We start from the raw sequence: 24225 nt of genomic DNA on the forward strand, positions 1-24225 counted from the left end.
GCGCCCGCCATCGTGTCGGCATTGATATTATAGGTATGGCCATCGGCGCCAACGCCGATCGGCGCGACGACCGGAATCATGCCCGCGGACGAGATGGTGTCGAGAATGGTGCGATCGACATGCGCGGGTTCGCCGACAAAGCCCAGGTCCACGACCTGCTCGATATTGCTGTCGGGATCTCGCCGCGTGCGGCTGACCTTTTCGGCGGTGACGAAGCCGCCGTCCTTGCCCGAAATTCCGACCGCCCGGCCGCCCGCCTGCGCGATCCAGGCGACGATTTCCTTGTTGATCGCACCCGACAGCACCATTTCCGCGACCTTGGCGGTTTCGGCGTCGGTGACGCGCAGCCCGTCGACGAACTGCGATTCGACACCGAGCTGCCTGAGCATCGCGCCGATCTGCGGACCCCCACCATGGACGACGACGGGGTTGATCCCGACCATCTTCATCAGGACGACGTCCTCGGCGAAATCGCGCGCCAGCTCGGGATCGCCCATCGCATGGCCGCCATATTTCACGACGAAGGTCTTGCCCGCATAGCGCTGCATATAGGGCAGCGCCTCGGTCAATGTTTCGGCCTTGGCGAGCAGTGCGGGATCGGGGGCGTGGGACAATGTTCAGGTTTCCAGTGGCTTGGCGTCGAGCCTGCGGCCAAGCGCGACGAACAGGGTGATGAGGACGGGCACGAGCACGATCGAAAGTACGACCTTGGTCAGCATCTGCCCCGCCATCAGTGACAGGATCGGCCGTTCGCCGAGGAACGAGATCGAGATGAACAGCACGGTGTCGACGATCTGAGAGATGACGCTCGCGATGATCCCGCGCAGCCAGACGAGCTTGCCCTCGCCATGCGAGAGCCGCGAGAAGATCACGACGTTGAGCGTCTGCGAAATGCCGTAGGAGATGAGCCCCGCGATCATCATCCGCGCGCTTTGCCCGACGACGATCGGAAACGCATCGATCGCGGGCGGGTACATTTCAGCATCGTGCGGCAATGCGATCACGAGCTGGATCAGCGCGGCGGAGACGAGCAGTGGAATGAAGCCCAGCCGGACGAGCGAGGTCGCGGTCTTCTGCCCGTGGAGTTCGGCGATCGCGCTCGAGATCACGACGAGCAGCAGGAAGGCGAAAATCCCCGCCTCCACCGCAAGCGGTCCAAGCGCAACCTGTTTGACCCCCAGCACGCCCGCAATGCAGACCATGCCGCCGTAAAGTACGGAAAAAACGAACAGCGATCGCGGCATTGAAACGGTCATGGCTTTCCCCGCCCGGAAACGATAGGCCCGCATAGCGCGGCAAGACTTCGCGCAAAACGAAAAAGCGCGCCCCGGCACCCACGCGACGCGAAAGGAGCGGATCGGCGGTTCAGCGCGTCGGCACGGGCTCATCGCCCGAATAATCGTAGAAGCCGCGGCCTGTCTTGCGGCCGTACCAGCCGGCCTCGACATATTTGACGAGCAGCGGCGCGGGGCGGAACTTGGGATCGCCGGTGCCCGAATAGAGCACCTTGCAGATCTCCAGACAGGTATCGAGGCCGATGAAGTCGGCGAGCGTCAGCGGGCCCATCGGATGGTTGAGCCCCATGGTGATCGCGGTGTCGATGTCGCGGATCGAGGCGACGCCCTCGCCCAGCGCGAAGCACGCCTCGTTGAGCATGGGGAGCAGGATGCGATTGACGATGAAGCCCGGCGCGTCATTGGCGTGGACGACCTTCTTGCCGATGGCTGTGGCGTAGGTCTCGACGATCTTCACCGTCTCATCGGCGGTCGCGAGGCCGCGGATCAGTTCGATCAGCCCCATGACGGGGACGGGATTGAAGAAATGGACGCCGACGAAGCGCTTCGGGTCGGGGGTCGCCTGCGCCAGCCGCGTGATCGGGATCGACGAGGTGTTGGAGGCGAGCACCGCCTGATGGCCGAGGATCTTGCCGACCTGCTCGAAGATCGCGCGCTTGACCTCCTCGCGCTCGGTCGCCGCCTCGATGATGAGGCCGGCCGAGGCCATCGGCGCGAAATCGCCGACGGGCTCGATCCGCGCAAGCGCCTGATCGCGCGTGGCGCCGTCAATCTTTTCCTTGTCGACGAGACGGTTGAGCTGGCGCGCAATGCCCTCCTTCGCGCGCTCGGCAATTTCGCGCTTGGCATCGGCGAGCAGCACGCGATAGCCCGCCTGCGCCGAAACCTGGGCGATGCCCGCCCCCATCTGACCCGCGCCGATCACGCCAACCGCCTGCATCGCGATACTCCTTCGTCCGAAAAGCTATCGCGGCGCTCCCTAACGGGTCTTTCCGGACGATGCCAGCAGCCTGCGCTATTTCGCGGCGAGATCGTCGGGGGTCATCGTCCGCTGGACCTTGCCCGCGGCGTCCATGAACAGGATCTGCGCGGTTCCGTCCGCCGCGACCTGGAGCCGCAGCCGCGTCTTGCCCTTGCCGTCGCGCAGATCGAGCACCGAGGCGTCGCGCGCATTCTTGCCGACGAAGAGCCGCGGGTTGTTGAACTCGCCCCGCTCGGCCATTTCGGTATAGGCCTTGTCGCGTGCCTCGGGCGTCATGGCGTCAAAACGAGGCTTTTCCCTGAACATCGCTTCGGCCGATCCCGTGCCCTTGTCGCTGATCACGAGCCCGGCGCGGACCAGCTTGCCGTCTTCCTCGATCTGCTGGAGCGCGACGACCTGATCGCGGTCATAGGGATCGAAGCTCAGATGCCCGCCGCTGCGGATCTTGTCGTTCGCATCCTTGGCGCCGTTGAAGATCAGCCCGCCATTCTCGGTGCCCTCGTCATTGTAGAAGATCATCCCCGCCGCGTCGCGCGGATGACGATACTCGCGGCCCTGAAAGATCGCGCCGGGGAAGCGTCCCTCATTGGACACCACCATGCGCAGCGTGCCATCCGCCTCGCGCACATTGATCCGCTGGACGTCGATCGTGTCGAAACGGGCATTGCGTGGCGCGTCAGCGCCGGTGAGCAGCAATCCTCCGAACGCGAGCGTGACGACGCCCGAATAGATCGCGATGTAATTCTGGAAGCCGCTGGATTTTGGCATGGGCACTTTCCCTTTCATGAACACCAGGAATATCGGCGCTCCGGCTGAAACGCCCCCCATTCGCAGGAGGATATGTAAAAAACTTCGCCTATCAGCGACTTATGGCTTTTGCCAGACTGGGCCGCGATGCTGACGCCGCTCCTCCTCGCGGCCGTGGCTTCGCCCCAGCCCGGCACAGGCAAATCCTTCGGCGACTGGGCCGTGGGTTGCGACAACGCGCTTTCGTGCGAAATGACGTCGCTGGTGAGCGACAGCGTCGAAGGCCATCTGGCGCGCGCAGGATGGCTGACGCTTTCACGCAGCGGCGCGCGCGGCGATGCCCCCGCGGTATCGATCTCTGCGCGGCCCGGGCTTCCTGCCATCCGCGCAGCCGCGATTCCCGCGGGCGATGCGGTCGCGCCAGCGCCGAAAATAATCACGGCGATGCAGACGGTGTCGGGCTGCGAACCCGATGGTGCGCAGGACACCCCCGCACAGGCCTTTCGCCTCGACGGCGGCAACATGCGGTGCTGCTCGCCTGCGGTGCGGGCGCCTATAATCTCACGAGTGCCGCCTATGTCGTCGGCGCGGGGGGGGGGGCAGGTTCGCACCCGCTGACTTCGATTCAGAACCCGGCTGGGGCGGCGAGAATGGCGTCGCCATGCTGGTCAATGCCTATTGGGAGCCGCGCGAGGCGCGGCTCAGCAGCTACGCTAAGGGCCGCGGCATCGGCGATTGCGGAAGCGCCGAAAGCTATGTCTGGGACGGCGCGATGTTTCGCCTGATCGAAGCAAAGCTGATGGACGAATGCCGCGGCAGCTCGCACTGGATCACCGTCTGGCGCGCCGGGCGCCGCTGATCAGACGGGCAGTCCCTGAAGCAGCCTGGGCAGATTGCCCGATTCGCCGCGCGCCTCGGCCATGAAGCGGCGTTTGAGCGGCGGGATTCGCTGGACCGCGCCCAGCCCGAAGCGGCGCACGGCGGAAGCGGTTTTGCCCGGAAGCCCGAACAGCCGGGTCAGTCCGTCGGTCGACGAGGCGACCATGAAGGTGTCGAGCGAGCGCCAGCGGTCGTAGCGCGCCAGCAGCTGGGCGTCGCCAGGATCGAGCCCGATGCGCACGCCTTCGGTCAGCACCTCGGCAAGCGCCGCAACGTCGCGGAAGCCCAGATTGAGCCCCTGTCCCGCAATCGGATGGATGCCATGCGCCGAATCGCCGACCAGCGCGAGCCGCTCGCCCGTGATGTGCGCGGCGTGATGGAAGCCGAGCGGATAGCTCTGGCGGGGCGCGGCGGCCCTGAGCGTGCCCAGAAATCCGCCCATCCGCTTTTCGGCCTCGGCCCAGAAGGCGCGGTCGGACAGCTTGAGCATCGCGCGCGCGTCGGACTGCTTGACCGTCCATACGATCGCCGAGCGATTGCCGGGAAGCAGCGGCAGCAGTGCGAAGGGGCCTGCGGGATAGAAGATTTCATAGGCGACATTGTCGTGTGGCAGCTCATGCTCGAATGCCGAAATGATCGCAGCGTGGTCATAATGCCAGCGCGCGACATTGATCCCCGCCGCCTCGCGCGTCGGCGAATTGCGTCCCTCGCACGCCGCGAGCAGCGAACCCCTGAGTCTGCGCCCGTCGTCTAGTCTTACGTGCACGCCCGCCGCGTCGCGCACCACTTCGGCGGCGCGCGCGGGCATTATCATCCGGATATTGGGCTGGGCGAGTGCGGCTTCGCGCAGCGCGATACGCAGCAGCCGGTTCTCGAACATGATGCCGAGCGGGCCTTCCTCATCCTCGGGAGTGAAATCGAGCACGCCGGGCGCAAGCCCGTCGCTGACATGGATGCGGCGGATCGCACAGCCCTTGCCTTCCAGGTACTTGCCGACGCCAATCGCCTCGAGCATCCGCCAGCTCGCGCTCGCCACGGCCGAGGCGCGGCCATCGAAGCCCGGGGCGAGCGAGGCTTCGGGATCGGCGGGGTCAATGACGGTCGACGTGACGCCATGGCTGCCCAGCGCGATCGCGAGCGTAAGCCCGACCAGCCCGCCCCCCAGGATGATGACGTCGCTTTGTTCGATGGTTTCCACAGTCATGCCATGTCCTTACCCCACTCATCCGCACCGCAAAAGCCCGGAACGGCTCGTCGCGCAAAAGCCGCATCCTGCCGGGGACTCTTGACGCGGAGTCGCCCGAAGGCGCATTGTACATATGCGGAACAACAGGATTTCCGCGCATTTCGGGGGTGGCATGGCAAGCCGCATGAGCAAGAGCGTGCCCGTGTGGCGCGAGTCGATGAAGCGCGGCGCGGTCCGCACCAGTGCGCTTGTCGGCGGCGCGGTGATGCTGCTCGCCACCTTGCTGCTGGTGCTCGCGCTCGCAAGCTATAAGCCGACCGACCCCGCGTTGATGACCGCGGCCGAGGGCCCCGCACGCAATCTGGTAGGCGGTGTCGGCGCGTGGACCGCCGATCTGCTGCTTTCGACCTTCGGGCCCGCAATAGCGCTGATTGCACCGTTGATGACGGTTTTCGGCATGCGGCTGATGCGCGGGGTTCCGGTAGGCCGCTGGCGGCGGATGCTGCTGGGCGCCATGATTGGTATCACGCTGATCGGCGGCGCCCTCGCTTTGTTCCGCGCCAATGCGCTGGCATGGTTGCCCGGTGGCTTTGGCGGCGCGCTGGGGCTCGCGCTTGCCGGAATCGCCGACTGGGGACTTGGTTTCATGGGCGAGATCCCGGCGCGGGGCTGGATCCGGACCACGATACTGGTCGGTTTTGCGGGCGCGGGCATCGTGCTCTGGGCCAAGAGCCTGGGCCTTGATGACGAGGAACGCGCCTGGTTGTTCCGCCGCCGGGACCCCACGGTTGACGATGATCTCGACGATTATGAGGGCGAAGACGAAGGTGTCGCGCTGGTCGAGCCCGCGCCGCGTCGCGCCGAACCACGGAAGGCGGCCGAAGCCGAGGAGCGCCGTGCACCGATCATCTCGCTGCCCGGCCGCAAGGAAAGCACGTCCGACAGGAAATCACAGGGCGCGGTCCAGACCTCTTTTGACCTCAAGGACCGCTACACGCTTCCCTCGGCCGAGCTCCTCAAACCCGCGCCGCCGCCGTCGGGTCAGAAGCTCGACAAGGCTGCACTCGAGCGCAATGCGCGACTGCTCGAGACCGTGCTCGACGACTTCCATGTGAAAGGCCAGATCGTCGAAGTCCGCCCTGGTCCCGTCGTCACCATGTACGAGCTCGAGCCCGCCGCGGGCATCAAGGCGAGCCGCGTGATCCAGCTCGCCGACGATATTGCGCGCAACATGTCTGCGCTGTCGGCGCGCGTCGCGACGATCCCGGGGCGCAGCGTGATCGGCATCGAATTGCCCAACAAGATACGCGAGGCGGTTTCGTTCCACGAGTTGGTGACGTCGCGCGGCTTTGCCGACCAGGGCGGCGCTCTTCCGCTGATCCTTGGCAAGAACATCGCGGGCGATCCGGTGATCGCCGATCTTGCGCCAATGCCGCACCTGCTCGTCGCGGGCACCACGGGCTCGGGCAAGTCGGTGGGTTTGAACGCGATGATCCTCTCGCTGCTCTATCGCCTGAGCCCCGACGAGTGCCGGATGATCATGATCGATCCCAAGCAGCTCGAACTGTCGACCTATGACGGGATTCCGCACCTGCTCTCTCCCGTCGTCACCGATCCTGCCAAGTCGGTGCGCGCGCTCAAATGGGCGGTCGAACAGATGGAGGAGCGCTATCGGATGATGGCCTCGCTCGCGGTGCGCAGTCTTGCGGGCTTCAATGAAAAGGTGCGCAACGCGCGCGCCAAGGGGCAGAAGCTCGGTCGCCGCGTCCAGACCGGCTATGATGCCGATACCGGCCAGCCGATCTATGAGGAGGAAGAACTCGACTATCAGACGCTGCCGCAGATCGTGATCGTGGTCGACGAGCTCGCCGACCTGATGATGACCGCGGGCAAGGAGGTCGAATTCCTCATCCAGCGGCTCGCGCAAAAGGCGCGTGCCGCGGGCATCCACCTGATCATGGCGACGCAACGCCCCTCGGTCGACGTCATCACCGGCGTGATCAAGGCCAATCTGCCGACGCGCATCAGTTTCGCGGTGACCAGCAAGATCGATTCGCGCACCATCCTCGGCGAACAGGGCGCCGAACAGCTGCTTGGCAAGGGCGACATGCTCTACATGCCCGGCGGGAAGCAGATCGTGCGCGTCCACGGCCCCTTCGTCTCCGACGAAGAGGTGCTGCGCGTCGCCGATCACTGGCGCGGCCAGGGCACGCCCGAATATATCCAGGCCGTGACCGAGGAGCCCGAGGATGGCGGCTATGCGATCGACGGCGCGCCCACGGGCGACGACAGCCCCGAGGACCAGCTGTTCCGCAAGGCGTGCCAGCTCGTCGCCGAGAGCCAGAAGGCCTCGACCAGCTGGCTCCAGCGTCAGCTGCGCATCGGCTACAACAGCGCCGCGCGGCTCATCGAGCGCATGGAGAAGGAAGGCCTCGTCTCGCGCCCCGACCATGTCGGTCGCCGCGAGGTGCTGATGGACACTGACGGTCGCCCACTCTGAACCGGGCTCCGGCCTCTAATTGATCCGCCAGAGCCTGAAGGGCGATCCCTTGGGCAAGGGCAGCGGCGCGAGCCATGCGGGTGCCTTGCCCGCCTCGAGCTGCGCGTAGAAGCCCTTGGGGCTGCGCGCCTTGTATACGGTGCCCTCGGCAAAGCCCGGGCAGATCAGCAGCAGCGTCGCGCCATGCTTCTTAGCGACTGCGCGCGCAGCGTCGGGCGTACCGTCAAAGGCGTGGTGGAGGTCGAGGATCGCGTCGCCGTTGCGGTGATAGGGACCCGAAATCGCGTCGTGATGCGTCAGCGTGATCAGCCTCGGGCCCAGATCGTTCATTGTCATGACGACGGCGCGCGGGAACTTGTCCAGCGGCGCCATGGCCGGGATCGTGCCGCACGCCGCGCCCGCCTTGCGCACGGCGGTGCCCTGTTTGGTTTCGACCTTGTTGGGCGCCATTTTCACCACCCAGGGCACGGCGAAGCCGCTTCCCACGATCACGACAATCGATGCGCCCAGCACGCGTACGAGCAGGCTCTTGCTCGCGCGGAAGCGTGGGAAGAGCAGCCAGATGAGCGATACACCGCCCGGCACGGCGAGCAGTTGCGCCGCGGGAGCTGCGCGGCTCTGGAAGAACAGCAGCGCGAAACCGCATGCCGAGAGCAGCGTCACCGAAGCCCAGGCCGTAAGCCGGGCGGGATCGCGCCGGACGAACCAGAGTGTGAGCAGGCTGCCCAATAGTCCGGTGACTGGCAGCCCCAGCATCGTTGCCATGACCCGCCAGTCCTGGCGATAGACCGGACGAACCTCGCGGATATTGTCGAGCCAGTTCTTTTGCAGTTCCGCCGAGACGCCCTCGGGCTTGCTCAGGCATTGCGGCCAGGCGCCTGCCAGGAAGCCGCCCAGAATGGCGGCCGCTGCGCCGGCTGCAGCGAGACGTTGGCAGCGGGTCGCCAAAGGCAGCCGCGCGAGCACGACAAGCAATCCGCCCGCCAGCACCATCGTCGACATCCATGCGGGCGAGAGCACGTCGCAGCGGGGAACGCGATTGTCGTAGGATGCAAAGAGTGCATAGCCGAGCGCGGATCCACCCGCGAGCAGTACCGCATAGGCCTGAAGTCGCTCAAATTCGGCGCGATCCCAGACCCAGCGCAACGCGATCGCGGCACCCGCCAGTCCGAGATAGGGCATCATCTCGAAACCGATGACGAGTGAGAGCGCACTGGCGGCCCCGACGGTCAGTCCGCCGCGTCGTCGTTCGGGGTCCACGAGCCCGGCCATGATGACCGCGAGCATCGCCAGCTGCCAGTTGTGATGATCGATGCGTGTGGGCGAGAACATCGCCATGGTCGACGAAGCGCCGATCAGCAGCAGCGCGGCAAGCGCGAAGCTCCACGGCGCGATCAGGCGGCGCATCGTCAGCGCGATGGCGAAGACGGTGACGCCAAGCGGCAGCAGGGGGGCAACGGCCACCGCGATGCGTTCTGCGATCGCGGTTCCGAAAAAGGGCTTGCTCGCCAGGATGATGGCCGCGATCGGGATATCGACGAAACGCGACCAGTGAATGTTGAAGCCTTCGGGCGGGTTGAGACGGTATTGGCGCATGTCGAACCAGCCCTGGCCGTCGAGCCAGGCGCGCACCTGCATCATGCGCAGATTGTCGTCGGTGTCGCCCAGCGCGAACCAGTGGATCGCGCCCCAGCGGTTCGCGATCAGGTACGCGGCCATTGCGATCCAGATCAGCAGCGTCAATGCGCGCCAGTGGCGATGCGCATCTTTCCAGTCAATCTTCATAGGAGCCCGCTCGATCGCCCTTTTCATATCCCCGGTCCGCGATTAGAGGCTCTTTGCCAGAGCACAAGTGAAGGGCATAGCGATTTTGGGCGCTCTATCGGTCGAAAACCGGATTTTACTGGGTCAACTGGTGCGCTACGGCCTTACCGGTGGTTTCGTCACGCTCATCGGCGCCGGGGCCTATTGGGTGACCGCCACCTTTGCCGGCGTCGCGCCGCTGGCCGCGAATGTCATCGCCTATGCCGTGTCGGTCGTCATCGGCTATGTGCTGCACAGCCGCTGGAGTTTTCGTGGGCATGGATCGCGTGACAATCTGGCGCGCATCACAAGCCGTTTCGTCATGGTCTCGGTGGTCAGTTTCGTGCTCAACAGCCTGTTTGTCTGGGTGTTGACCGGGCCCCTCGGCGGACCGACCTGGTGGCCGGTGATACCGATGGTCTTTGTCACGCCGCTCGTCACATTCGCGCTCAACCGCGCGTGGGTGTTCGGCTGATGGAACGCATCGTCTATGATCGCATGGCGGATCTGGACAGCCAGCACTGGTGGTATCGCGCCCGCCGCGAGATCCTGGCATCGGTGATCGCGCGTCACATCGCATTGCCCGCGCAGGCGCAACTGCTCGAGATCGGTTGCGGCACGGGTCACAATCTCGCGATGCTGAGCCGTTTCGGCAGGGTCGATGCGATCGAGATCGACGATGCGGCCCGCGCAATCGCGGCAAACCGCCTGGGCCGCGACGTCGGAAGCGCCCCGCTCCCCGGGCTTACGGGCGTGGCGCCACATCATTACGACCTCATCGCGCTGCTCGACGTGCTCGAGCACATCGAGGACGATCGCGCGGCCCTGCGGTCGATCGCAGGCCGCCTCAGGCCCGGAGGACGGATTTTGCTGACCGTGCCGGCATTCCCGTGGATGTGGAGCGCGCACGACGTCGTCAATCATCACCATCGGCGCTACACCAAGGCCAGCCTGTCCGGCGCGATTTCGGACGCCGGGCTGAAGCTCGAGATGCTCAGCTGGTTCAACAGCATTCTCTTTCCGCTCGCGGCCACCGCGCGCCTCGCCGGTCGGCTGATGGGAAAACAGGACAGCGACGATGCCTTGCCGCCGTCGCTGGTGAACTCGACGTTCGAGTGGCTTTTTGCGTTGGAGCGCTATGCGGTGGGGCGTGTGCCGATGCCGCCGGGCGTGTCGCTGGTCGCGATCGTATCGGCCTGAGTCGCGACATGGCCGTGCGCGCGACGCCCGCCGGCGCGGCCTGCAACCTGTGAGATGATGTAGAGCGGGCGGCGCTTCGATTCGAGGTATAGGCGTCCCAGATACTCGCCGATCATGCCGAGCACGAACATCTGCACTGCGCCGAGCACGACCACGACGAGCATCAGGGAGGTCCAGCCTTCGATGGCTTTGCCCGCAAGCCAGCCATAAGCCGTATAGGCCAGAAGCAGGACGGACGCTGCGGCAAGCCCGATCCCCATATAGCTGGCGATGCGCAGCGGCACCGTCGAGAACCCTGTCACCGCATCCAGCGCGAAGCGCACCATCTTTCGCAATGGATATTTCGTCTCGCCCGCCAGCCGTTCGGCGCGATCATACAGGATCGGGACCTGTCTAAAGCCGATCCAGGCCACCATGCCGCGCACGAAGCGCGCCTGCTCGGGGAGCGCGAGCAGCGCGTCGAGCGCGCGGCGGCTCATCAGCCGGAAATCGCCGGTGTCGACTGGAATCTCGATATCGGTAAGCCAGGAAAGCCCCCGATAGAACAAGGCGGCCGTGGAGCGCTTGAAGGCCGTCTCGCCCGCGCGCTTGCGCCTGACCGCATATACGACGTCGGCATTTTGCGCCTCCATTTCGGCCAGCATCGCACCCAGCAGCTCGGGCGGGTCCTGCAGGTCGGCGTCGATGATGAGGATCACATCGCCCGAGCAAAGATCGAGCCCAGCGGTCAAGGCGAGCTGATGCCCGTGATTGCGCGACAGATCTATCGCGACGACATGCGAATCCTGCGCGGCGAGCGCACGCATCAGATCCCAGGTCGCGTCGCGCGACCCGTCGTTGACGAGGACGATCTCATAGGCGTCGCCGACCGTGGCCGCGGCGGCATCGCCGAGCCGACGGTGGAGTTCGGTCAGACAGCCCTCTTCGTTATAGCAGGGCACGACGACGGAAAGGCGGGGACCGGTCATTGCGCGCGTATCATTCCTTGTCCGGGCTGGAAATGTCCCGCCCGTCGCGCTTGTAGAGCGCCGACATGTCGTTGCGCCAGACCAAATGGAAATTGCCGAGCGATCGCGCGTCGAATGTGGGGGCATCGATCAGCCAGAGATAGTCGAAGACCGCTGGCACCGACGCCAGCGCCTGATCGATCGAACGCCACGGCGCGGCGGCGCAGTGCGTGGGAAAAACGAACTGAGAGGGATCGGCGGTGAAGGGCGCTGCGCCCTCCAGGCGAACGCTCAGCAATTGCGCGCCCGGCATGTCCCATTGATCGTTCGAGAAGGCCTGTTTGCGGACGAGCGCGAGCGCGGGCAGGTGGTCGAGCCGCGACTTGGCCCAATCCTCGCGGCAGGGCTTGCCGACGAAGGAAACCATACGTGCATGCGGCGGGATATGCGCAACGGCTTCCAGCGTCCGGTCATATGTGCGGTCGTAGAGCCAGAAGCTGGCTGTATGCCCGGCGATCCGCGCGACGAAGAAGGCGCAGCTCGCGAGAGCGATCCAGTGAAGCGCGCGGCGTGAGAAATCCGGCCGAAAGCGGATCGCGAGGATCGCGATGGCGAGCGCGAAGGGGGCGAGTCGCATATCGGCATAGGCCGAACCGATCAGGATTCGCGGCAGCAGGACATAGGTGACCGCGAGCACGAGCGCGGCGAGGGCGAACATGCGCGAGAAGCCCGCGCTCGCGCTCCGCAGCGCGGCCGCAAGTGCGGCAACAAGCGCAATGAGCGAGAGCAGATCGAACAGCTGCCAGCGATCGCGCAAAATCTGGACGAAATAGGCACGCTTGATGTCCCAGTTGAACCAGTCGCCCGTGGTGCCCGCAGAGCCTTCCGAACGCCATGCGAACATCAGCAGCGCGGGCGGCGCGAGCGGCAGGCAGCCGATGCCGCCGCGGAAGATCGCGGCGATCCAGCCATGACCAGCATCGCGGTTGCGGACGATGCCCGCGGTGAAGGCGAGCAGGCCGAGCACCGCCCAGCCGAAGACATGGACGGTCCAGAGCGCAATCGAGAGCGGGACGAACAGCGCGGCGCGCAGCGTCGGGCGCGATGCGAGGTTGAGCCACAGCGCGAAGGCGAGCATCGACAGCGCCATCGACAGCGCGAAATTGACGAAGCCGAACTGGAAGGGGAAGGCGTAGGCAAGTGGCAGCGCGAGCGCGGCGGTCGGCGGCAGGCGCCCGTGCACCGCCTGCGCCACGGCGAGGAAGCCCGCGACGGTGAGCGGCGGGATCGCCATGACGATGAGCTTGGTGCCAAGCTCGACGCCGAAGATCTTGCCGAACGGCAGGATCAGCAGGTCGACCCCGAGATTGCCGATCCAGCGCCACTCGAAACCGTAGAACTGCTGCAGCGCCGGGCTGTTCGCGAGATCAAGCTGGACGCTGTAGCGCCCGATATGCGCGGTCAGGTCGACGAGCGGCAGGATATCCGGCCAGAGCAGGGGCAGCGCCGCGAGCAGGACCAGCGCGGCTGCATAGCCGCGCGTTTCCCACCAGTTGCGTCCCCCCGCCCCGGTCATCAGCGATCGCGCCGCCCGAGCAGTCGCAGCCGCAGCGCATTGAGCTTGATGAAGCCTTCGGCATCGCGCTGGTCATAGGCGCCCTGATCGTCCTCGAAGGTCACGACCTTTTCCGAATAGAGCGAATAGGGCGATTTGCGGCCGATCAGGTGCGCAGCGCCCTTGTAGAGCTTGATGCGCACGGTGCCCGTCACCTTGTCCTGGCTGTGGTCGATCGCGGCCTGGAGCATCTCGCGCTCGGGGCTGAACCAGAAGCCGTTATAGATGAGCTCGGCATAGCGCGGCATCAGTTCGTCCTTGAGGTGCGCTGCGCCGCGGTCGAGCGTGATCTGCTCGATGCCGCGATGCGCGAGGTGCAGGATCGTGCCGCCAGGCGTTTCGTACATGCCGCGCGACTTCATGCCGACGAAGCGGTTTTCGAGCAGGTCGAGGCGGCCGATGCCGTGGGTACGACCGAGATCGTTCAGCTTCGCGAGCAGGCTTGCGGGGCTCAGCCCCTCGCCATTGACTGCAACTGCGTCGCCGCGCTCGAAATCGATCGTGATGATCTCAGGCGCATCGGGCGCATCTTCGGGGCTGACGGTGCGCGAGAAGACATAGTCGGGGACCTCTTCCCACGGATCCTCGAGCACCTTGCCCTCGGACGAGGTGTGGAGAAGGTTGGCGTCGGTCGAGAAGGGGCTTTCGCCGCGCTTGTCCTTGGGCACGGGGATCTGGTGCTGCTCGGCAAAGGCGATCAGCGCGGTGCGGCTGGTCAGATCCCATTCGCGCCAGGGCGCGATCACCTTGATGTCGGGGTTGAGCGCGTAATAGCCGAGCTCGAAGCGAACCTGGTCATTGCCCTTGCCGGTGGCGCCATGGCTGACCGCATCGGCGCCCACTTGTCTGGCGATCTCGATCTGGCGCTTGGCGATGAGCGGGCGCGCGATCGAGGTGCCGAGCAGATAGCAGCCCTCGTAGAGCGCGTTGGCGCGCATCATCGGGAAGACATATTCCTTGACGAACTCCTCGCGGAGGTCGTCGATGAAGATGTGCTCGGGCCTGATGCCCATGAGCTGCGCCTTGGCGCGCGCGGGCTCGAGCTCCTCGCCCTGGCCGAGATCGGCGGTGAAGGTGACGACCTCGCAATTATACGTCTGCTGCAGCCATTTCAGGATCACGCTGGTGTCGAGGCCGCCCGAATAGGCGAGCACAACGCGGTTGATCTTGTCGCTCATGATTGCAGATTCCCGAATGGCGTTGGTGGAGTCGCGAGCGCGGTTATGCGCTATCGCGGTCCGGTGCAACATTCGTCATGATGGGAGGTTCATGCATGGCCGAGCTCAAGACCACGGCGACCGGGGTGATGGTGGCGGATTTTATCGCCGCCGTGCCTGATCCGGTGCGCCGCGGCGACGCGGAAACCCTCTGCGCGATGATGGCGCGGCTGACGGGCGAGCCGCCGGTGATGTGGGGGCCGTCGATCATCGGGTTCGGGCGCTACGCCTATCGCTATGACAGCGGCCATTCGGGCGAGATGTGCCGGATCGGTTTCTCGCCGCGCAAGGCGGAGCTCGTGCTCTATGTGCTGGTCGGCGATGCCGGGCAGGAAGACTCCCTTGCGCGCCTCGGCAAGCACAGGACGGGCAAATCATGCCTGTACGTGAAGCGGCTCGCCGATGTGGACCAGTCGGTGCTCGAAGAGCTCGTCGTCTCATCGCTGGCGTGGATTGACCAGCGCTATCCGCGATGAACCGGTATCCAACCACGCCGGGGCGCGGAACCGAAGGATATGAGACCCCGCGATGCTCGTTCTTTCCTGAGCGGCGCCATGAAAAGGCGTGCGTTCAGGAGGATGTCATGAAGTACACGTTGCTTGCCGCGGTCGCGCTCTGCACGCTGGGTGGTACAGCCTATGCCGGTGACATGTGGAAGACCGCCGACACCGATGGCGATGGCCGGATCACGCGCGTCGAGTTCGACGCGGCGACCGCCGCGGGCTGGACGAAGAAAGACGCCAATGGCGATGGCCAGATTTCCGCGGCCGAAGCATCGGCTAAAGCGGGCGACGCCAAATGGGCGGCCGCCGACACCGACAAGAGCGGATCGCTGTCGCAGTCAGAATATATGGCGATGAAGAACGCATGGTTCGCCAGGGCCGACAGCAACAAGGACGGAGCGTTGAGCAAGGCCGAGGGCGACCTTGCCATGGCGACACCGCATCGCTGACAGCCTGATCAGCGCCCGCTGATCTCTCGACGGAAGGCGCGGGCGATATTGGCGGCAAAGCCTGACAGCGTCGCCTCGTCAGCGCCATCGCGCGCCGCGGCGGACATGCCTTCGAGTGCAATTGTCGCCAGCGCGGTGAGTTCCCCTGCGCGCGTCGGATGTTCGGTAGCGATGAAGGCGCGAATCGCTTCACGGCTGGCGGCCTTTGCCGCGGCCGTTATCGCGCGCGCTTCCGGATCGGTGCTGTTGCGTGTGCCGTCAAGCACAAGGCAGCCGGCGGCGCCATTGCGTTCGGGATAGATGTGCGCAGCGCGGGCAAGCGCTGCTTCGATGACGTCGGCCACGCTCCCGCCGATCGCGCGCGCATAGCCGAAGACATTGGCTTCGCCGGCTGCATAACGTTCCAGCGCGCGCTCGAAGAGCCCCGCTTTGCTGCCAAAGGCCGCATAGAAACTGGGCGGCTTGATGCCGAGTTCGGCGCCAAGCTCGGCTACCCCAACAGCGTCATAGCCGCGCGCATGGAACATCCGCATCGCCTTATCCACAGCGGCCTCGACATCAAAGGAGCGCGGTCGGCCACGTGTAGGTAATTTTTCTGTAGCAACCACTAAAAAACTCCTTGAGCGATGCTCGCGATGTATATATAGCACTCACTACATTAACTCAAGGATCCCCTCATGTCCGACTTCTACAACAAAAATGTGCTCGTTCTTGGCGGCAGCCGCGGTATCGGCGCCGCCATCGTTCGCCGCTTCGCGAAAGGCGGAGGCAAGGTCGCCTTCACCTACGCCGGATCGAAGGATGCCGCAGAAGCGCTGGCATCGGAAACCGGTGCCGAAGCGATCCGCACCGACAGCGCCGATCGTGATGCGCTGATCGATACGATTGCCGGGCGCGGAGCCCTTGATGTCATCGTGATCAATGCCGGAACCGCGCTGCTGGGCGATCCGCTGACGCTCGAGGCTGACGCGATCGACCGGATGATCGCGATCAACGTCAACGCGCCCTATCATGCCGCGGTCGAGGCCGCGCGCCGAATGAACGAGGGCGGCCGCATCATCGTCATTGGTTCGGTCAACGGCGATACCATGCCCTTTGCGGGCGGCGCGGCCTATGCGCTGACCAAGTCGGCGGTGCAAGGCATGGTGCGCGGGCTCGCGCGCGACTTCGGCGATCGACGCATCACGGTGAACGCCGTCCAGCCCGGGCCCGTCGACACCGACATGAATCCCGCTGACGGGCCGATGGCCGATTTCATGCACAGCTTCATGGCGATCAAGCGGCACATCCATGCCGACGAGGTTGCCGAATTCACCGCCTATATCGCGGGTCCGAACGCGGCCATGATCACGGGTGCGATGCACACGATCGACGGCGGCATGGGCACCTGATTGCCTTCAGACCTTGTGCGCGACGCGCTGTTCGTCCTTCGCGATATAATCGCGGGTGATGGGCAGCGCGTCGCGCCGCTTGACGTACTGGATCTGGTAATTGCCCATCCCGCCATATTCGAAGGTCGAGATCGCGCCCGCCAGATAGAATTGCCACATGCGAAAGAAGCGCTCGTCATAGAGCGCAACGATCCTGTCGCGGTTTTCGGCGGTGCGCCTGTACCAATGATGGGCGGTCAGCCCGTAATGGAGACGCAATGTTTCGACATCGGTGGCGATCAGCCGGTTCTTCTCGCTCGCCGAAACGACCTCGCTCAGCGCCGGGATATAGCCGCCGGGGAAAATATATTTGCGCGTGAAAGCGTCGGTGGTGCCGGGTCCGCCGAAGCGGCCGATCGTGTGCAGCAGCATCACCCCGTCATCGGTCATCAGGTTGCGGCACTGGCGGAAGAATTCGCGATAATGCGGTGGGCCGACATGTTCGAACATGCCGACCGACACGATCCGGTCGAACTGCCCTTCAAGATTGCGATAGTCGATCAGCTCGAACCTGACGCGGTCTGACACGCCGGCTGCTGCAGCACGATTGCGCGCGGTACCGAGCTGTTCCTCGGAAAGCGTTATGCCCAGTACGTCGACGTCGAAATGTTGGTTGAGATAGAGCGCCATGCCGCCCCAGCCGCAGCCTATGTCGAGCACACGCTGGCCGGGTTTCAGGTGGAGCTTGGCGGCGATGTGCGCCTTTTTGTCTTCTTGCGCCTGTTCGAGGCTGTTTGCAGGATCGGTGAAATAGGCGCAGCTATACTGCATGTCGGCGTCCAGAAAGAGCTCGTAGAGACTGTTCCCTAGATCATAGTGATGCGCGACATTGCGCTTCGAGCGACCTTCCCAGTTGAAGCGCGATAGCCGGCTTTGCACTCTGCTGAGCGACCGGCGCACCGGGTTCCTGATGGTAAGCTTGCCGCCGCGCTCCCACGGGGTGTTGCGGCGAATCAGGGTGATGAGATCGAGTATATCGCCGCGTTCGATGATCAGGCGGCCATCCATGAAGGTCTCTGCCGCACCAAGCCGTGGGTGGCGGACGATGTATCCGGCAACGCCGCTGTCCGCGAAGCGGATCGCGACATCTCCGAACAGGGGATCGGGCGTACCGAAAGTGCTGCGGTTGCCGAGATGGTCGGTGAGCGTGAGCGTTCCACGTTTCACCAGCCTGTGCAGGAACGTGTCGACCAGCGCCATGGCGTCTCCGTGCGGTTGCGCCCCCTTTTCAAGGGGTAAGGCGAAGCGCGCTCAGGTCAAGACTCGTCTTTATCAGATACCCGCATACCATTCGTAATCGACGCGATCTTCCCAGAAGCCGCCCTTGCCGAGGCCGATACCGTCGAGGCTGGCCACGGCCTCGATCGACTGGACATATTTGGCGTGTTTGTAGCCGAGCTGGCGTTCGACGCGCAGCCTGAGCGGTGCGCCATTGCGGATAGGAAGGAGCCGGTCGTTGAGCGCCCAGGCCATGATCGTTTGTGGATGCAGCGCGTCAACAAGGTCGATCGATTCATAATAGGGTACGTCGCCGATCCGGTCGGCGCAGCGAAAGACGATGAAACGCGCCCGGTCGATCATTCCCGCCTGGTCGAGCAACCTCGAGAGCGGAACGCCGGTCCATTTCCCGATGGCGCTCCAGCCCTCGACGCAGTCGTGCCGCGTGATCTGGCTGCGTCTTGGCATCGATCGAATCTGCGCCATCGACAGCGTGAGCGGACGCGCGACGAGGCCCGACACGCTGACGCGCCAGTCGGCGAAGCCCGCCGCCGCATGGGCGGGATAGCCGCCCGTACCGGGATTCTGCGAACCATTGCCGCGGAAAAAGGGAGAGATTTCCGCAACCGAAAACTCGCGAGCAAGCGCATTGCGATCGGTCAGCAGGCGCTGCGCGTGCCGGTTCATCGCTTCGCCACAGGAGAGGATCTTGCGGAAGGTCGGGCTTTCGCCGAGCCGGTCGCAACCGCCAACCAGTCCCCCGGCTCCGATGGCGATACCGCTCCCTATGAGTCCGCGGCGCGTGAACAGCCGGTTCACCGATATGTCTCCCGCCCTGTGATCATGCCGCCGACGCCGCGGATGGGCCCCGACAAAAGCACGAGCAGCAGGTGCACTCCGATGAAGCCCGCGATCAGCGCGGCGATGATGAAATGGATCGAGCGTGCCGATTGCCGCCCCCCGAAAATGTCGATCAGCCAGGGCCAGGCGGCGTTCATGCCCGGCGACATCGCCAGCCCGGTGAAGATCAGCAGAGGCAGCAGCGCAAAGACGACGAGAATATAGCTCGCTTTCTGCAGCAGATTGTAGCGCTCTCCGTGGTCGAAGCGCAGGCGCAGGTGATCCCTCACGTCGCCCCATATTGCGCCCGGTTTGAGCTCTTCGCGCGTCAAGCTGAGGTCGCGCGCCACATGCCCGTTCGAGAAGGCACGGATCATGAAGCCGAGCAGCCCCAGGGCGAACAGCCAGGCGAAGGACAGATGCCAGCGGCGGGCCAGTGCCAGATTATAGGTCGAGGGCAGGGTGGCCCAGTGCGGAAAGGCCCGGCGTTGGGTGGCGCCATTGGCATCGCTCCAGCGACCGAGGACTCCGGTCGTATCCCAGCGTCGGTCGCCGACCCTGAGATAGCCATGCGTCTCGTCGGAGCCGATCTGCAGCCAGGCTCTGTCGGTATTGGCGCCGTACTGCCCCCAATAGAGCCGCGGATGCGCATTGAAGATCATCAGCCCGCTCATTAGCAGCACGAAGACCGCGAGCGCATTCGACCAGTGCCAAAGCCGTGTGGAAAGACGATGACGGAGCACGCGCCGTGGCCGGCTCGTCAGTTCCTCTGTCGCCTCGGCCGCGCGTTCCATCCCTTTCTCCTGACCGAAGGATCACATCGGGCAACTATGGTGTAAAGCCGCGAATGGTTGCAGGTCAGCCGAGCGCCGCCTGCTTTTCCTCTGCCAGCCGATCGAGTTCGGCGCGGGTTTTCTTTTCCGATGCTGTCTTGAGCTGGCCGCAAGCGGCGTCGATGTCGCGGCCGCGCGGCGTGCGGACGGGAGCGGAGATGCCCGCCTCGAACACGATATTGCTGAAAGCCCTGATCCGCTCGGGGGTCGAGCATTCATACGCCGCCCCGGGCCAGGGATTGAAGGGAATCAGGTTGACCTTGGCGGGCAGCTTGAACTTCCTGATGAGACGCACGAGTTCGCGCGCATCTTCGTCGCTGTCGTTCTTGTCCTTGAGCATGACGTACTCGAAGGTGATTCGCCGCGCATTGTTGGCACCCGGATAGTCGGCGCATGCCTGCAGAAGCTCCTCGATCCCGTATTTGCGGTTCAGGGGCACGATCTCGTCGCGGACTTCCTTGGTCACCGCGTGGAGCGAAACCGCGAGGTTGACGCCGATCTCCTCGCCCGCGCGCGCCATCATCGGGACCACGCCCGAGGTGGAGAGCGTGATGCGGCGCTTGGAGAGCGCAAGCCCGTCTCCGTCCATGACGAGCTTGAGCGCATCGCGGACATTGTCGAAATTGTAGAGCGGTTCGCCCATCCCCATCATCACGATGTTGGTGAGCAGCCGGCCATCGGGCTGGCTCGGCCATTCGCCCAGGGAGTCGCGTGCCAGCATGACCTGCCCGACGATCTCGCCCGCGGTCAGGTTGCGGACCAGTCGCATCGTGCCCGTGTGGCAGAAGCGGCAGTTGAGCGTGCATCCCACCTGTGACGAGACGCATAGCGTGCCGCGGTCCGCATCGGGGATGAAGACCATCTCGTAATCCTGGCCGTCGTCCGAACGCAGCAGCCATTTGCGCGTGCCATCGGTCGAGACCTGCGCCTCTACGACTTCGGGCCGGCCGATCACGAAACGTTCGGCGAGCCAGGGGTGCATGGTCTTGGCGATGTCGGTCATCTGCGCGAATTCGGTCGCGCCGCGATTGTAGATCCAGTGCCACAGCTGCTTGGCGCGCAGCTTGGCCTGTTTGAGTTCCATGCCCTTTTCGATCAGATAGGCCCGGATCTCGTCCCTGGGCAGGCCGATCAGGTCGATGCGGCCGTCCTCGCGCGGCGTGATCGCGCGGGGCACGGGCACAGGGTCTATGTGGCCGGGAATCGGCATGGTGATGGTCTGCGGGGCGTTCATGCCGCGCCACATAGTGCAAAATCGCCGATTTTGCTAGGGTCCGCGCCCCGGGCGAGGGTCATGGCCCGGTCTCCCCGCCTCCGGCGCCGTATCCGCTGCCCGCTGGGTCCGGCTCAGCGCCGTACACAGCCCAGCGCCGCTGCGTCGATCGCGGTCGCCGCTCCGCGCAGACGATAGGTGTCGCTGAAGCCTCGACCCTGGCCGTCCCGGCTGTCGATCGTCATTGACTGGGCATTGCGCATGGCGGCCACGATCGCGGCGTCGGTGCGCGCGTCGGGGGCCCATGCGTCTGCGCCGCCGCCCACAAGCACGAAGCGGCGTTCGCCGATCCGCAGCGTCGTCACCGCCTCGGAGCTGCGTTCGCGGCTGAGGCGGACATGCGTCTGGCCGCGCACGCCTTGCCCGGGCCAGTGCGAGACGCTCGCAAATGCGCGCCACGCCGCCTTTGTCGATTTGCGCAGCGGCTCCGCGATGGCGTAGCATCGCAGCGGCTGATCGTCGCGAAAGGCGCCCCAGCCCTCGAACGTGCCGAGCGACGTGCGCGTGGCCAGCGCTGGAGTAGCGAGCAGAGCGAAGCAGGCGCACCCGAGAAGCAATCTCATACTGGCGCGTGCCCCGTGCCCGTTCGTATTATGGTCTCGCGGCCATGCTCGACCATGACCATCGATCCCTGCGGCAGTCCCGCCGCGACGGGCGCGCGATGCTGCGAAGTGGTCGCGACGCCGGTTAGCATGCCGCGCAGGACGCGGCTCGATATGCCGTGCATCAGGATCAGCCGGTCGCCGGTCTGGTCGGCGGTGTCGTCGAGCCAGCCGCGCAGCCGCGCAGCGATGTCATCATACCATTCGCCGCCGGGCGCCTGCTGGCTGAACAGGCCTTGCTCGCGATCGAGTATGGGCCCGACTTCCGCCATGACGTCATGATAATAACGTCCGCCCCACGCACCCATGCCGATTTCGGCAAGCCGGGCGTCGGTTCTTGCCTGGTGCCAGTCCAGCTCGAGATGCTCGGCGATCACGGACAATGTCTGGAGCGCACGGCCCGTGTCCGATGCCCAAAGCGTCAGCGCGGGCCTGGGGCCGAGATAGTCGCGGAGCATCACGCCCATGGCATCAGCCTGTGCAAACCCCGCGCGGGTAAGCGGCGTGTGGGCGTGATCGCCCTGCAGCCGGCCCGCGGCATTGAACACCGTCTCGCCGTGCCGCGCGATGAAGTACCGCCCTGATCCGCTCATGTCCGGTCCATTCCGCGCCTGTCGCGGCATTGCAATAAATTTCGGTTGCCGATTGCGCTTTTTGCATCCGGTTTATGTGGGGTTCAGACAGCGGGTGCCATTTGCACCCCGTCCCCCGTTCCGGGGACACGCAAGTAATGGAGTTGTGTATGCGTATTCTCGTTCTGGCCACGCTGCTCGCCAGCGCTGCCGCCACCCCTGCCATGGCGCAGGATGCCGCGCCCTTCACGGGTCCGCGCGTCGAGGCGCTGGTCGGCTGGGATCGCGTCCAGGCTGACGGGCACGACGACGATATCGGCTATGGTATCGCCGCCGGCTATGACGCGCAGATCGGCAAGGCCGTGATCGGCGGCGAAGTCGAATATTCGGATTCGAACAACAAGACCTGCGACGATGGCGCAAAGACCGTCGCGGATCCGCGTCTTTGCCTGAAGGCCGGCCGCGATCTCTATGTCGGCGGCCGCGTCGGCACCACGGTCGGTGCCAACACGCTGCTTTACGCCAAGGCCGGTTACACCAATGCCGATGCCAAGTTCACTTCGGACGATGGCACCGACGAAGTTACGCTCGCCAAGAACCATCTCGATGGTGTGCGCGTCGGCGCAGGCGTCGAGCAGAAGATCGGCGGAAAGGCCTATGTGAAGGGCGAGTATCGTTACTCGAACTATGAGCAGGGCGTCGAGCGCCACCAGGTGCTTGGCGGCGTCGGCATCCGCTTCTGAGGAAGCGTGACTGATACGGTGTCGGGCCCGATATCCCTTCAGGTCTGGCTCGGCCTCGCTTCGTCGCCCGGCATGGTTCGGGTCACCGAATAGGACAGCATGATTCCGGCCTGTGCCGGGGCGACGAAAAAGAACGGGCCGGAGCCGCTTGCTCCGGCCCTTTTTCTTGTTAAGGATGGATGATGAACCATTGGGGGTGCGCCCGTGCCCCGCACAACCAGATCCAAGAGTCCCCGGGGGTTAGGACATGAAGGCGACGATCGAACGCGCAACGCTCTTGAAGAGCCTCAGCCACGTGCAATCGGTGGTTGAGCGGCGCAACACCATCCCGATCCTGTCCAACGTGCTTCTCGAAGCGAGTGCCGACGGCGCGATCCGGCTGATGGCGACCGATCTCGATCTGCAGATCGTCGAGAGCGTGGCTGCGGCGGTCGACCAGGCGGGCGCGACCACGGTATCGGCGCACACATTGTTCGACATTGCGCGCAAATTGCCCGAGGGCAGTCAGGTCGAGCTCGCGGCGTCCGAAGGCAAGATGCAGATCAACGCCGGGCGTGCACGCTTCAATCTCGCCACGCTGCCACGCGACGATTTCCCCGTGATCGCGGAAGGCGAACTGCCGACGCGCTTCGAGCTTCCTGCGCAGACGCTGCGCCAGATCATCGACAAGACGCGCTTCGCGATCTCGACCGAGGAAACGCGCTACTACCTGAACGGCATCTTTCTGCACGTTTCCGATGAATCGCAGCCGGTAATCAAGGCCGCCGCGACCGATGGCCATCGCCTCGCACGCGTCACCGTCCCGCGCCCCGATGGCGCCGAGGGCATGCCCGACGTGATCATCCCGCGCAAATGCGTCGCTGAACTGCGCAAACTGCTCGACGAGGTCGATGGATCGGTCGAGGTTTCGCTCTCGCCCACCAAGATCCGCTTCGGGCTCGGCACCGCAGTGCTCACCTCCAAGCTGATTGACGGCACCTTCCCCGATTACAGCCGCGTCATCCCGACGGGCAACGACAAGATCCTCAGGATCGACCCGCGCAGCTTCGAGGAGGGGGTCGACCGGGTCGCCACCATCGCCACCGAAAAGACGCGCGCGGTGAAGATGGCGCTCGAGCGCGACAAGATCACGCTTTCGGTCACCAGCCCCGAAAACGGGACTGCGGCCGAGGAAGTTCCGGGTGAATATGCGTCCGAGGGTTTCGAGATCGGCTTCAACGCGCGCTATCTGCTCGATATTCTCGGCCAGATCGAGGGCGATGCCGTCGAGGTCCACCTCGCCGATGCCGCCGCGCCGACGCTGATCCGCGAGAACGACAAGGCGTCTGCGCTCTATGTGCTGATGCCGATGCGCGTCTGATCAAATCCTAAAGGGCGAGAGACCCGAGAGC

At 64.9% G+C, this 24225-nt stretch carries 26 protein-coding genes; 10 read left to right on the plus strand and 16 right to left on the minus strand.

From position 1 onward, the window contains the following. The 4 genes from argB to MKI88_RS15180 all read right to left on the minus strand — a co-directional run. Positions 1-614, minus strand: a 614-nt coding sequence (argB, locus tag MKI88_RS15165) for an acetylglutamate kinase (protein ID WP_241632237.1), incomplete at its 3' end; no start/stop codon positions are given. A gap of 3 nt (positions 615-617) precedes the next feature. Next, positions 618-1256, minus strand: coding sequence for a queuosine precursor transporter (locus tag MKI88_RS15170; RefSeq protein WP_241632238.1), 639 nt, complete (start codon positions 1254-1256; stop codon positions 618-620). Between the two features lie 109 nt (positions 1257-1365). After that, the gene (locus tag MKI88_RS15175; RefSeq protein ID WP_241632239.1) at positions 1366-2235 is read right to left on the minus strand and encodes a 3-hydroxybutyryl-CoA dehydrogenase; all 870 of its coding nucleotides are present in this window, start codon (positions 2233-2235) and stop codon (positions 1366-1368) included. 75 nt (positions 2236-2310) lie between these two features. Next, on the minus strand, positions 2311-3045 hold the full coding sequence (locus MKI88_RS15180; protein ID WP_241632240.1) for a hypothetical protein: 735 nt from the start codon (positions 3043-3045) through the stop codon (positions 2311-2313). 126 nt (positions 3046-3171) lie between these two features. Between MKI88_RS15180 and MKI88_RS15185 the strand changes: the two genes are divergently transcribed. Beyond that, positions 3172-3642 (plus strand): DUF1176 domain-containing protein, encoded by a 471-nt coding sequence (locus MKI88_RS15185; RefSeq protein WP_241632241.1) that lies wholly within the window; start codon positions 3172-3174, stop codon positions 3640-3642. Positions 3643-3685: 43 nt separating this feature from the next. Beyond that, positions 3686-3883 carry a DUF1176 domain-containing protein gene (locus tag MKI88_RS15190; RefSeq protein WP_241632242.1) on the plus strand — a complete coding sequence of 66 codons (198 nt, stop codon included), beginning with the start codon at positions 3686-3688 and terminating at the stop codon, positions 3881-3883. On the opposite strand, the gene MKI88_RS15195 is transcribed toward MKI88_RS15190, so the two are convergent. Next, positions 3884-5107, minus strand: a complete 1224-nt coding sequence (locus tag MKI88_RS15195) for a UbiH/UbiF/VisC/COQ6 family ubiquinone biosynthesis hydroxylase (RefSeq protein WP_241632243.1) — start codon at positions 5105-5107, stop codon at positions 3884-3886. 154 nt (positions 5108-5261) lie between these two features. Between MKI88_RS15195 and MKI88_RS15200 the strand changes: the two genes are divergently transcribed. Further along, on the plus strand, positions 5262-7589 hold the full coding sequence (locus tag MKI88_RS15200; protein WP_241632280.1) for a DNA translocase FtsK 4TM domain-containing protein: 2328 nt from the start codon (positions 5262-5264) through the stop codon (positions 7587-7589). Positions 7590-7604: 15 nt separating this feature from the next. Here MKI88_RS15200 and MKI88_RS15205 read toward each other — a convergent pair whose 3' ends face one another. Continuing rightward, entirely contained in the window at positions 7605-9374 is a 1770-nt protein-coding gene (locus tag MKI88_RS15205) for an AcrB/AcrD/AcrF family protein (RefSeq protein WP_241632244.1), read from the minus strand. 130 nt (positions 9375-9504) lie between these two features. Between MKI88_RS15205 and MKI88_RS15210 the strand changes: the two genes are divergently transcribed. Then, positions 9505-9867 (plus strand): GtrA family protein, encoded by a 363-nt coding sequence (locus MKI88_RS15210; protein WP_241632245.1) that lies wholly within the window; start codon positions 9505-9507, stop codon positions 9865-9867. Then, complete coding sequence (locus MKI88_RS15215; protein WP_241632246.1) at positions 9867-10592, plus strand: bifunctional 2-polyprenyl-6-hydroxyphenol methylase/3-demethylubiquinol 3-O-methyltransferase UbiG; 726 nt, start codon at positions 9867-9869, stop codon at positions 10590-10592. The genes MKI88_RS15210 and MKI88_RS15215 overlap by 1 nt, the downstream gene beginning before the upstream one ends. On the opposite strand, the gene MKI88_RS15220 is transcribed toward MKI88_RS15215, so the two are convergent. From MKI88_RS15220 to MKI88_RS15230, 3 genes are read right to left on the minus strand one after another with little or no spacing between them, the layout of a single operon-like run. Continuing rightward, positions 10529-11560, minus strand: coding sequence for a glycosyltransferase family 2 protein (locus MKI88_RS15220; RefSeq protein ID WP_241632247.1), 1032 nt, complete (start codon positions 11558-11560; stop codon positions 10529-10531). The two genes, MKI88_RS15215 and MKI88_RS15220, sit on opposite strands and share 64 nt — an antisense overlap. Positions 11561-11570: 10 nt before the next feature. Then, complete coding sequence (locus tag MKI88_RS15225) at positions 11571-13115, minus strand: hypothetical protein (RefSeq protein WP_241632248.1); 1545 nt, start codon at positions 13113-13115, stop codon at positions 11571-11573. Then, positions 13115-14332 carry an argininosuccinate synthase gene (locus tag MKI88_RS15230; protein ID WP_241632249.1) on the minus strand — a complete coding sequence of 406 codons (1218 nt, stop codon included), beginning with the start codon at positions 14330-14332 and terminating at the stop codon, positions 13115-13117. The genes MKI88_RS15225 and MKI88_RS15230 overlap by 1 nt, the downstream gene beginning before the upstream one ends. A 95-nt stretch (positions 14333-14427) precedes the next feature. Here MKI88_RS15230 and MKI88_RS15235 point away from each other — a divergent pair, with 95 nt between their 5' ends. Together MKI88_RS15235 and MKI88_RS15240 are read left to right on the plus strand one after the other, a co-directional pair. Further along, positions 14428-14847 carry a DUF1801 domain-containing protein gene (locus tag MKI88_RS15235; protein ID WP_241632250.1) on the plus strand — a complete coding sequence of 140 codons (420 nt, stop codon included), beginning with the start codon at positions 14428-14430 and terminating at the stop codon, positions 14845-14847. A gap of 107 nt (positions 14848-14954) precedes the next feature. Further along, on the plus strand, positions 14955-15323 hold the full coding sequence (locus tag MKI88_RS15240) for an EF-hand domain-containing protein (protein ID WP_241632251.1): 369 nt from the start codon (positions 14955-14957) through the stop codon (positions 15321-15323). Between the two features lie 8 nt (positions 15324-15331). On the opposite strand, the gene MKI88_RS15245 is transcribed toward MKI88_RS15240, so the two are convergent. After that, positions 15332-15973 carry a helix-turn-helix domain-containing protein gene (locus MKI88_RS15245; RefSeq protein WP_348636262.1) on the minus strand — a complete coding sequence of 214 codons (642 nt, stop codon included), beginning with the start codon at positions 15971-15973 and terminating at the stop codon, positions 15332-15334. Between the two features lie 27 nt (positions 15974-16000). Between MKI88_RS15245 and bdcA the strand changes: the two genes are divergently transcribed. Further along, the gene (gene bdcA, locus MKI88_RS15250; RefSeq protein ID WP_241632253.1) at positions 16001-16714 is read left to right on the plus strand and encodes an SDR family oxidoreductase; all 714 of its coding nucleotides are present in this window, start codon (positions 16001-16003) and stop codon (positions 16712-16714) included. A 6-nt stretch (positions 16715-16720) separates the two neighbouring features. Here bdcA and MKI88_RS15255 read toward each other — a convergent pair whose 3' ends face one another. The 6 genes from MKI88_RS15255 to MKI88_RS15280 form a co-directional block, all read right to left on the minus strand. Continuing rightward, positions 16721-17953, minus strand: a complete 1233-nt coding sequence (locus tag MKI88_RS15255; protein ID WP_241632254.1) for a cyclopropane-fatty-acyl-phospholipid synthase family protein — start codon at positions 17951-17953, stop codon at positions 16721-16723. 72 nt (positions 17954-18025) lie between these two features. Further along, complete coding sequence (locus tag MKI88_RS15260) at positions 18026-18790, minus strand: molybdopterin-dependent oxidoreductase (RefSeq protein WP_407073362.1); 765 nt, start codon at positions 18788-18790, stop codon at positions 18026-18028. Next, on the minus strand, positions 18787-19605 hold the full coding sequence (locus MKI88_RS15265; protein ID WP_241632255.1) for a cytochrome b/b6 domain-containing protein: 819 nt from the start codon (positions 19603-19605) through the stop codon (positions 18787-18789). Before MKI88_RS15265 ends, MKI88_RS15260 begins: the two co-directional genes overlap by 4 nt. Before the next feature lie 64 nt (positions 19606-19669). After that, positions 19670-20878, minus strand: coding sequence for a 23S rRNA (adenine(2503)-C(2))-methyltransferase RlmN (gene rlmN / locus MKI88_RS15270; protein ID WP_241632256.1), 1209 nt, complete (start codon positions 20876-20878; stop codon positions 19670-19672). Between the two features lie 113 nt (positions 20879-20991). After that, a complete protein-coding gene (locus MKI88_RS15275) occupies positions 20992-21480 on the minus strand; it encodes a hypothetical protein (protein WP_241632257.1) in 489 nt (162 codons plus the stop codon). After that, on the minus strand, positions 21477-22112 hold the full coding sequence (locus tag MKI88_RS15280; RefSeq protein WP_241632258.1) for a histidine phosphatase family protein: 636 nt from the start codon (positions 22110-22112) through the stop codon (positions 21477-21479). The genes MKI88_RS15275 and MKI88_RS15280 overlap by 4 nt, the downstream gene beginning before the upstream one ends. Positions 22113-22261: 149 nt before the next feature. Between MKI88_RS15280 and MKI88_RS15285 the strand changes: the two genes are divergently transcribed. Next, positions 22262-22834 (plus strand): outer membrane protein, encoded by a 573-nt coding sequence (locus MKI88_RS15285; RefSeq protein WP_241632259.1) that lies wholly within the window; start codon positions 22262-22264, stop codon positions 22832-22834. A 247-nt stretch (positions 22835-23081) separates the two neighbouring features. Beyond that, positions 23082-24194, plus strand: a complete 1113-nt coding sequence (gene dnaN, locus MKI88_RS15290; protein ID WP_241632260.1) for a DNA polymerase III subunit beta — start codon at positions 23082-23084, stop codon at positions 24192-24194. Positions 24195-24225: the final 31 nt, after the last annotated feature.

It is taken from the genome of Sphingomonas sp. LaA6.9 (genome assembly GCF_022601895.1).
Taxonomy (GTDB): domain Bacteria; phylum Pseudomonadota; class Alphaproteobacteria; order Sphingomonadales; family Sphingomonadaceae; genus Sphingobium_A.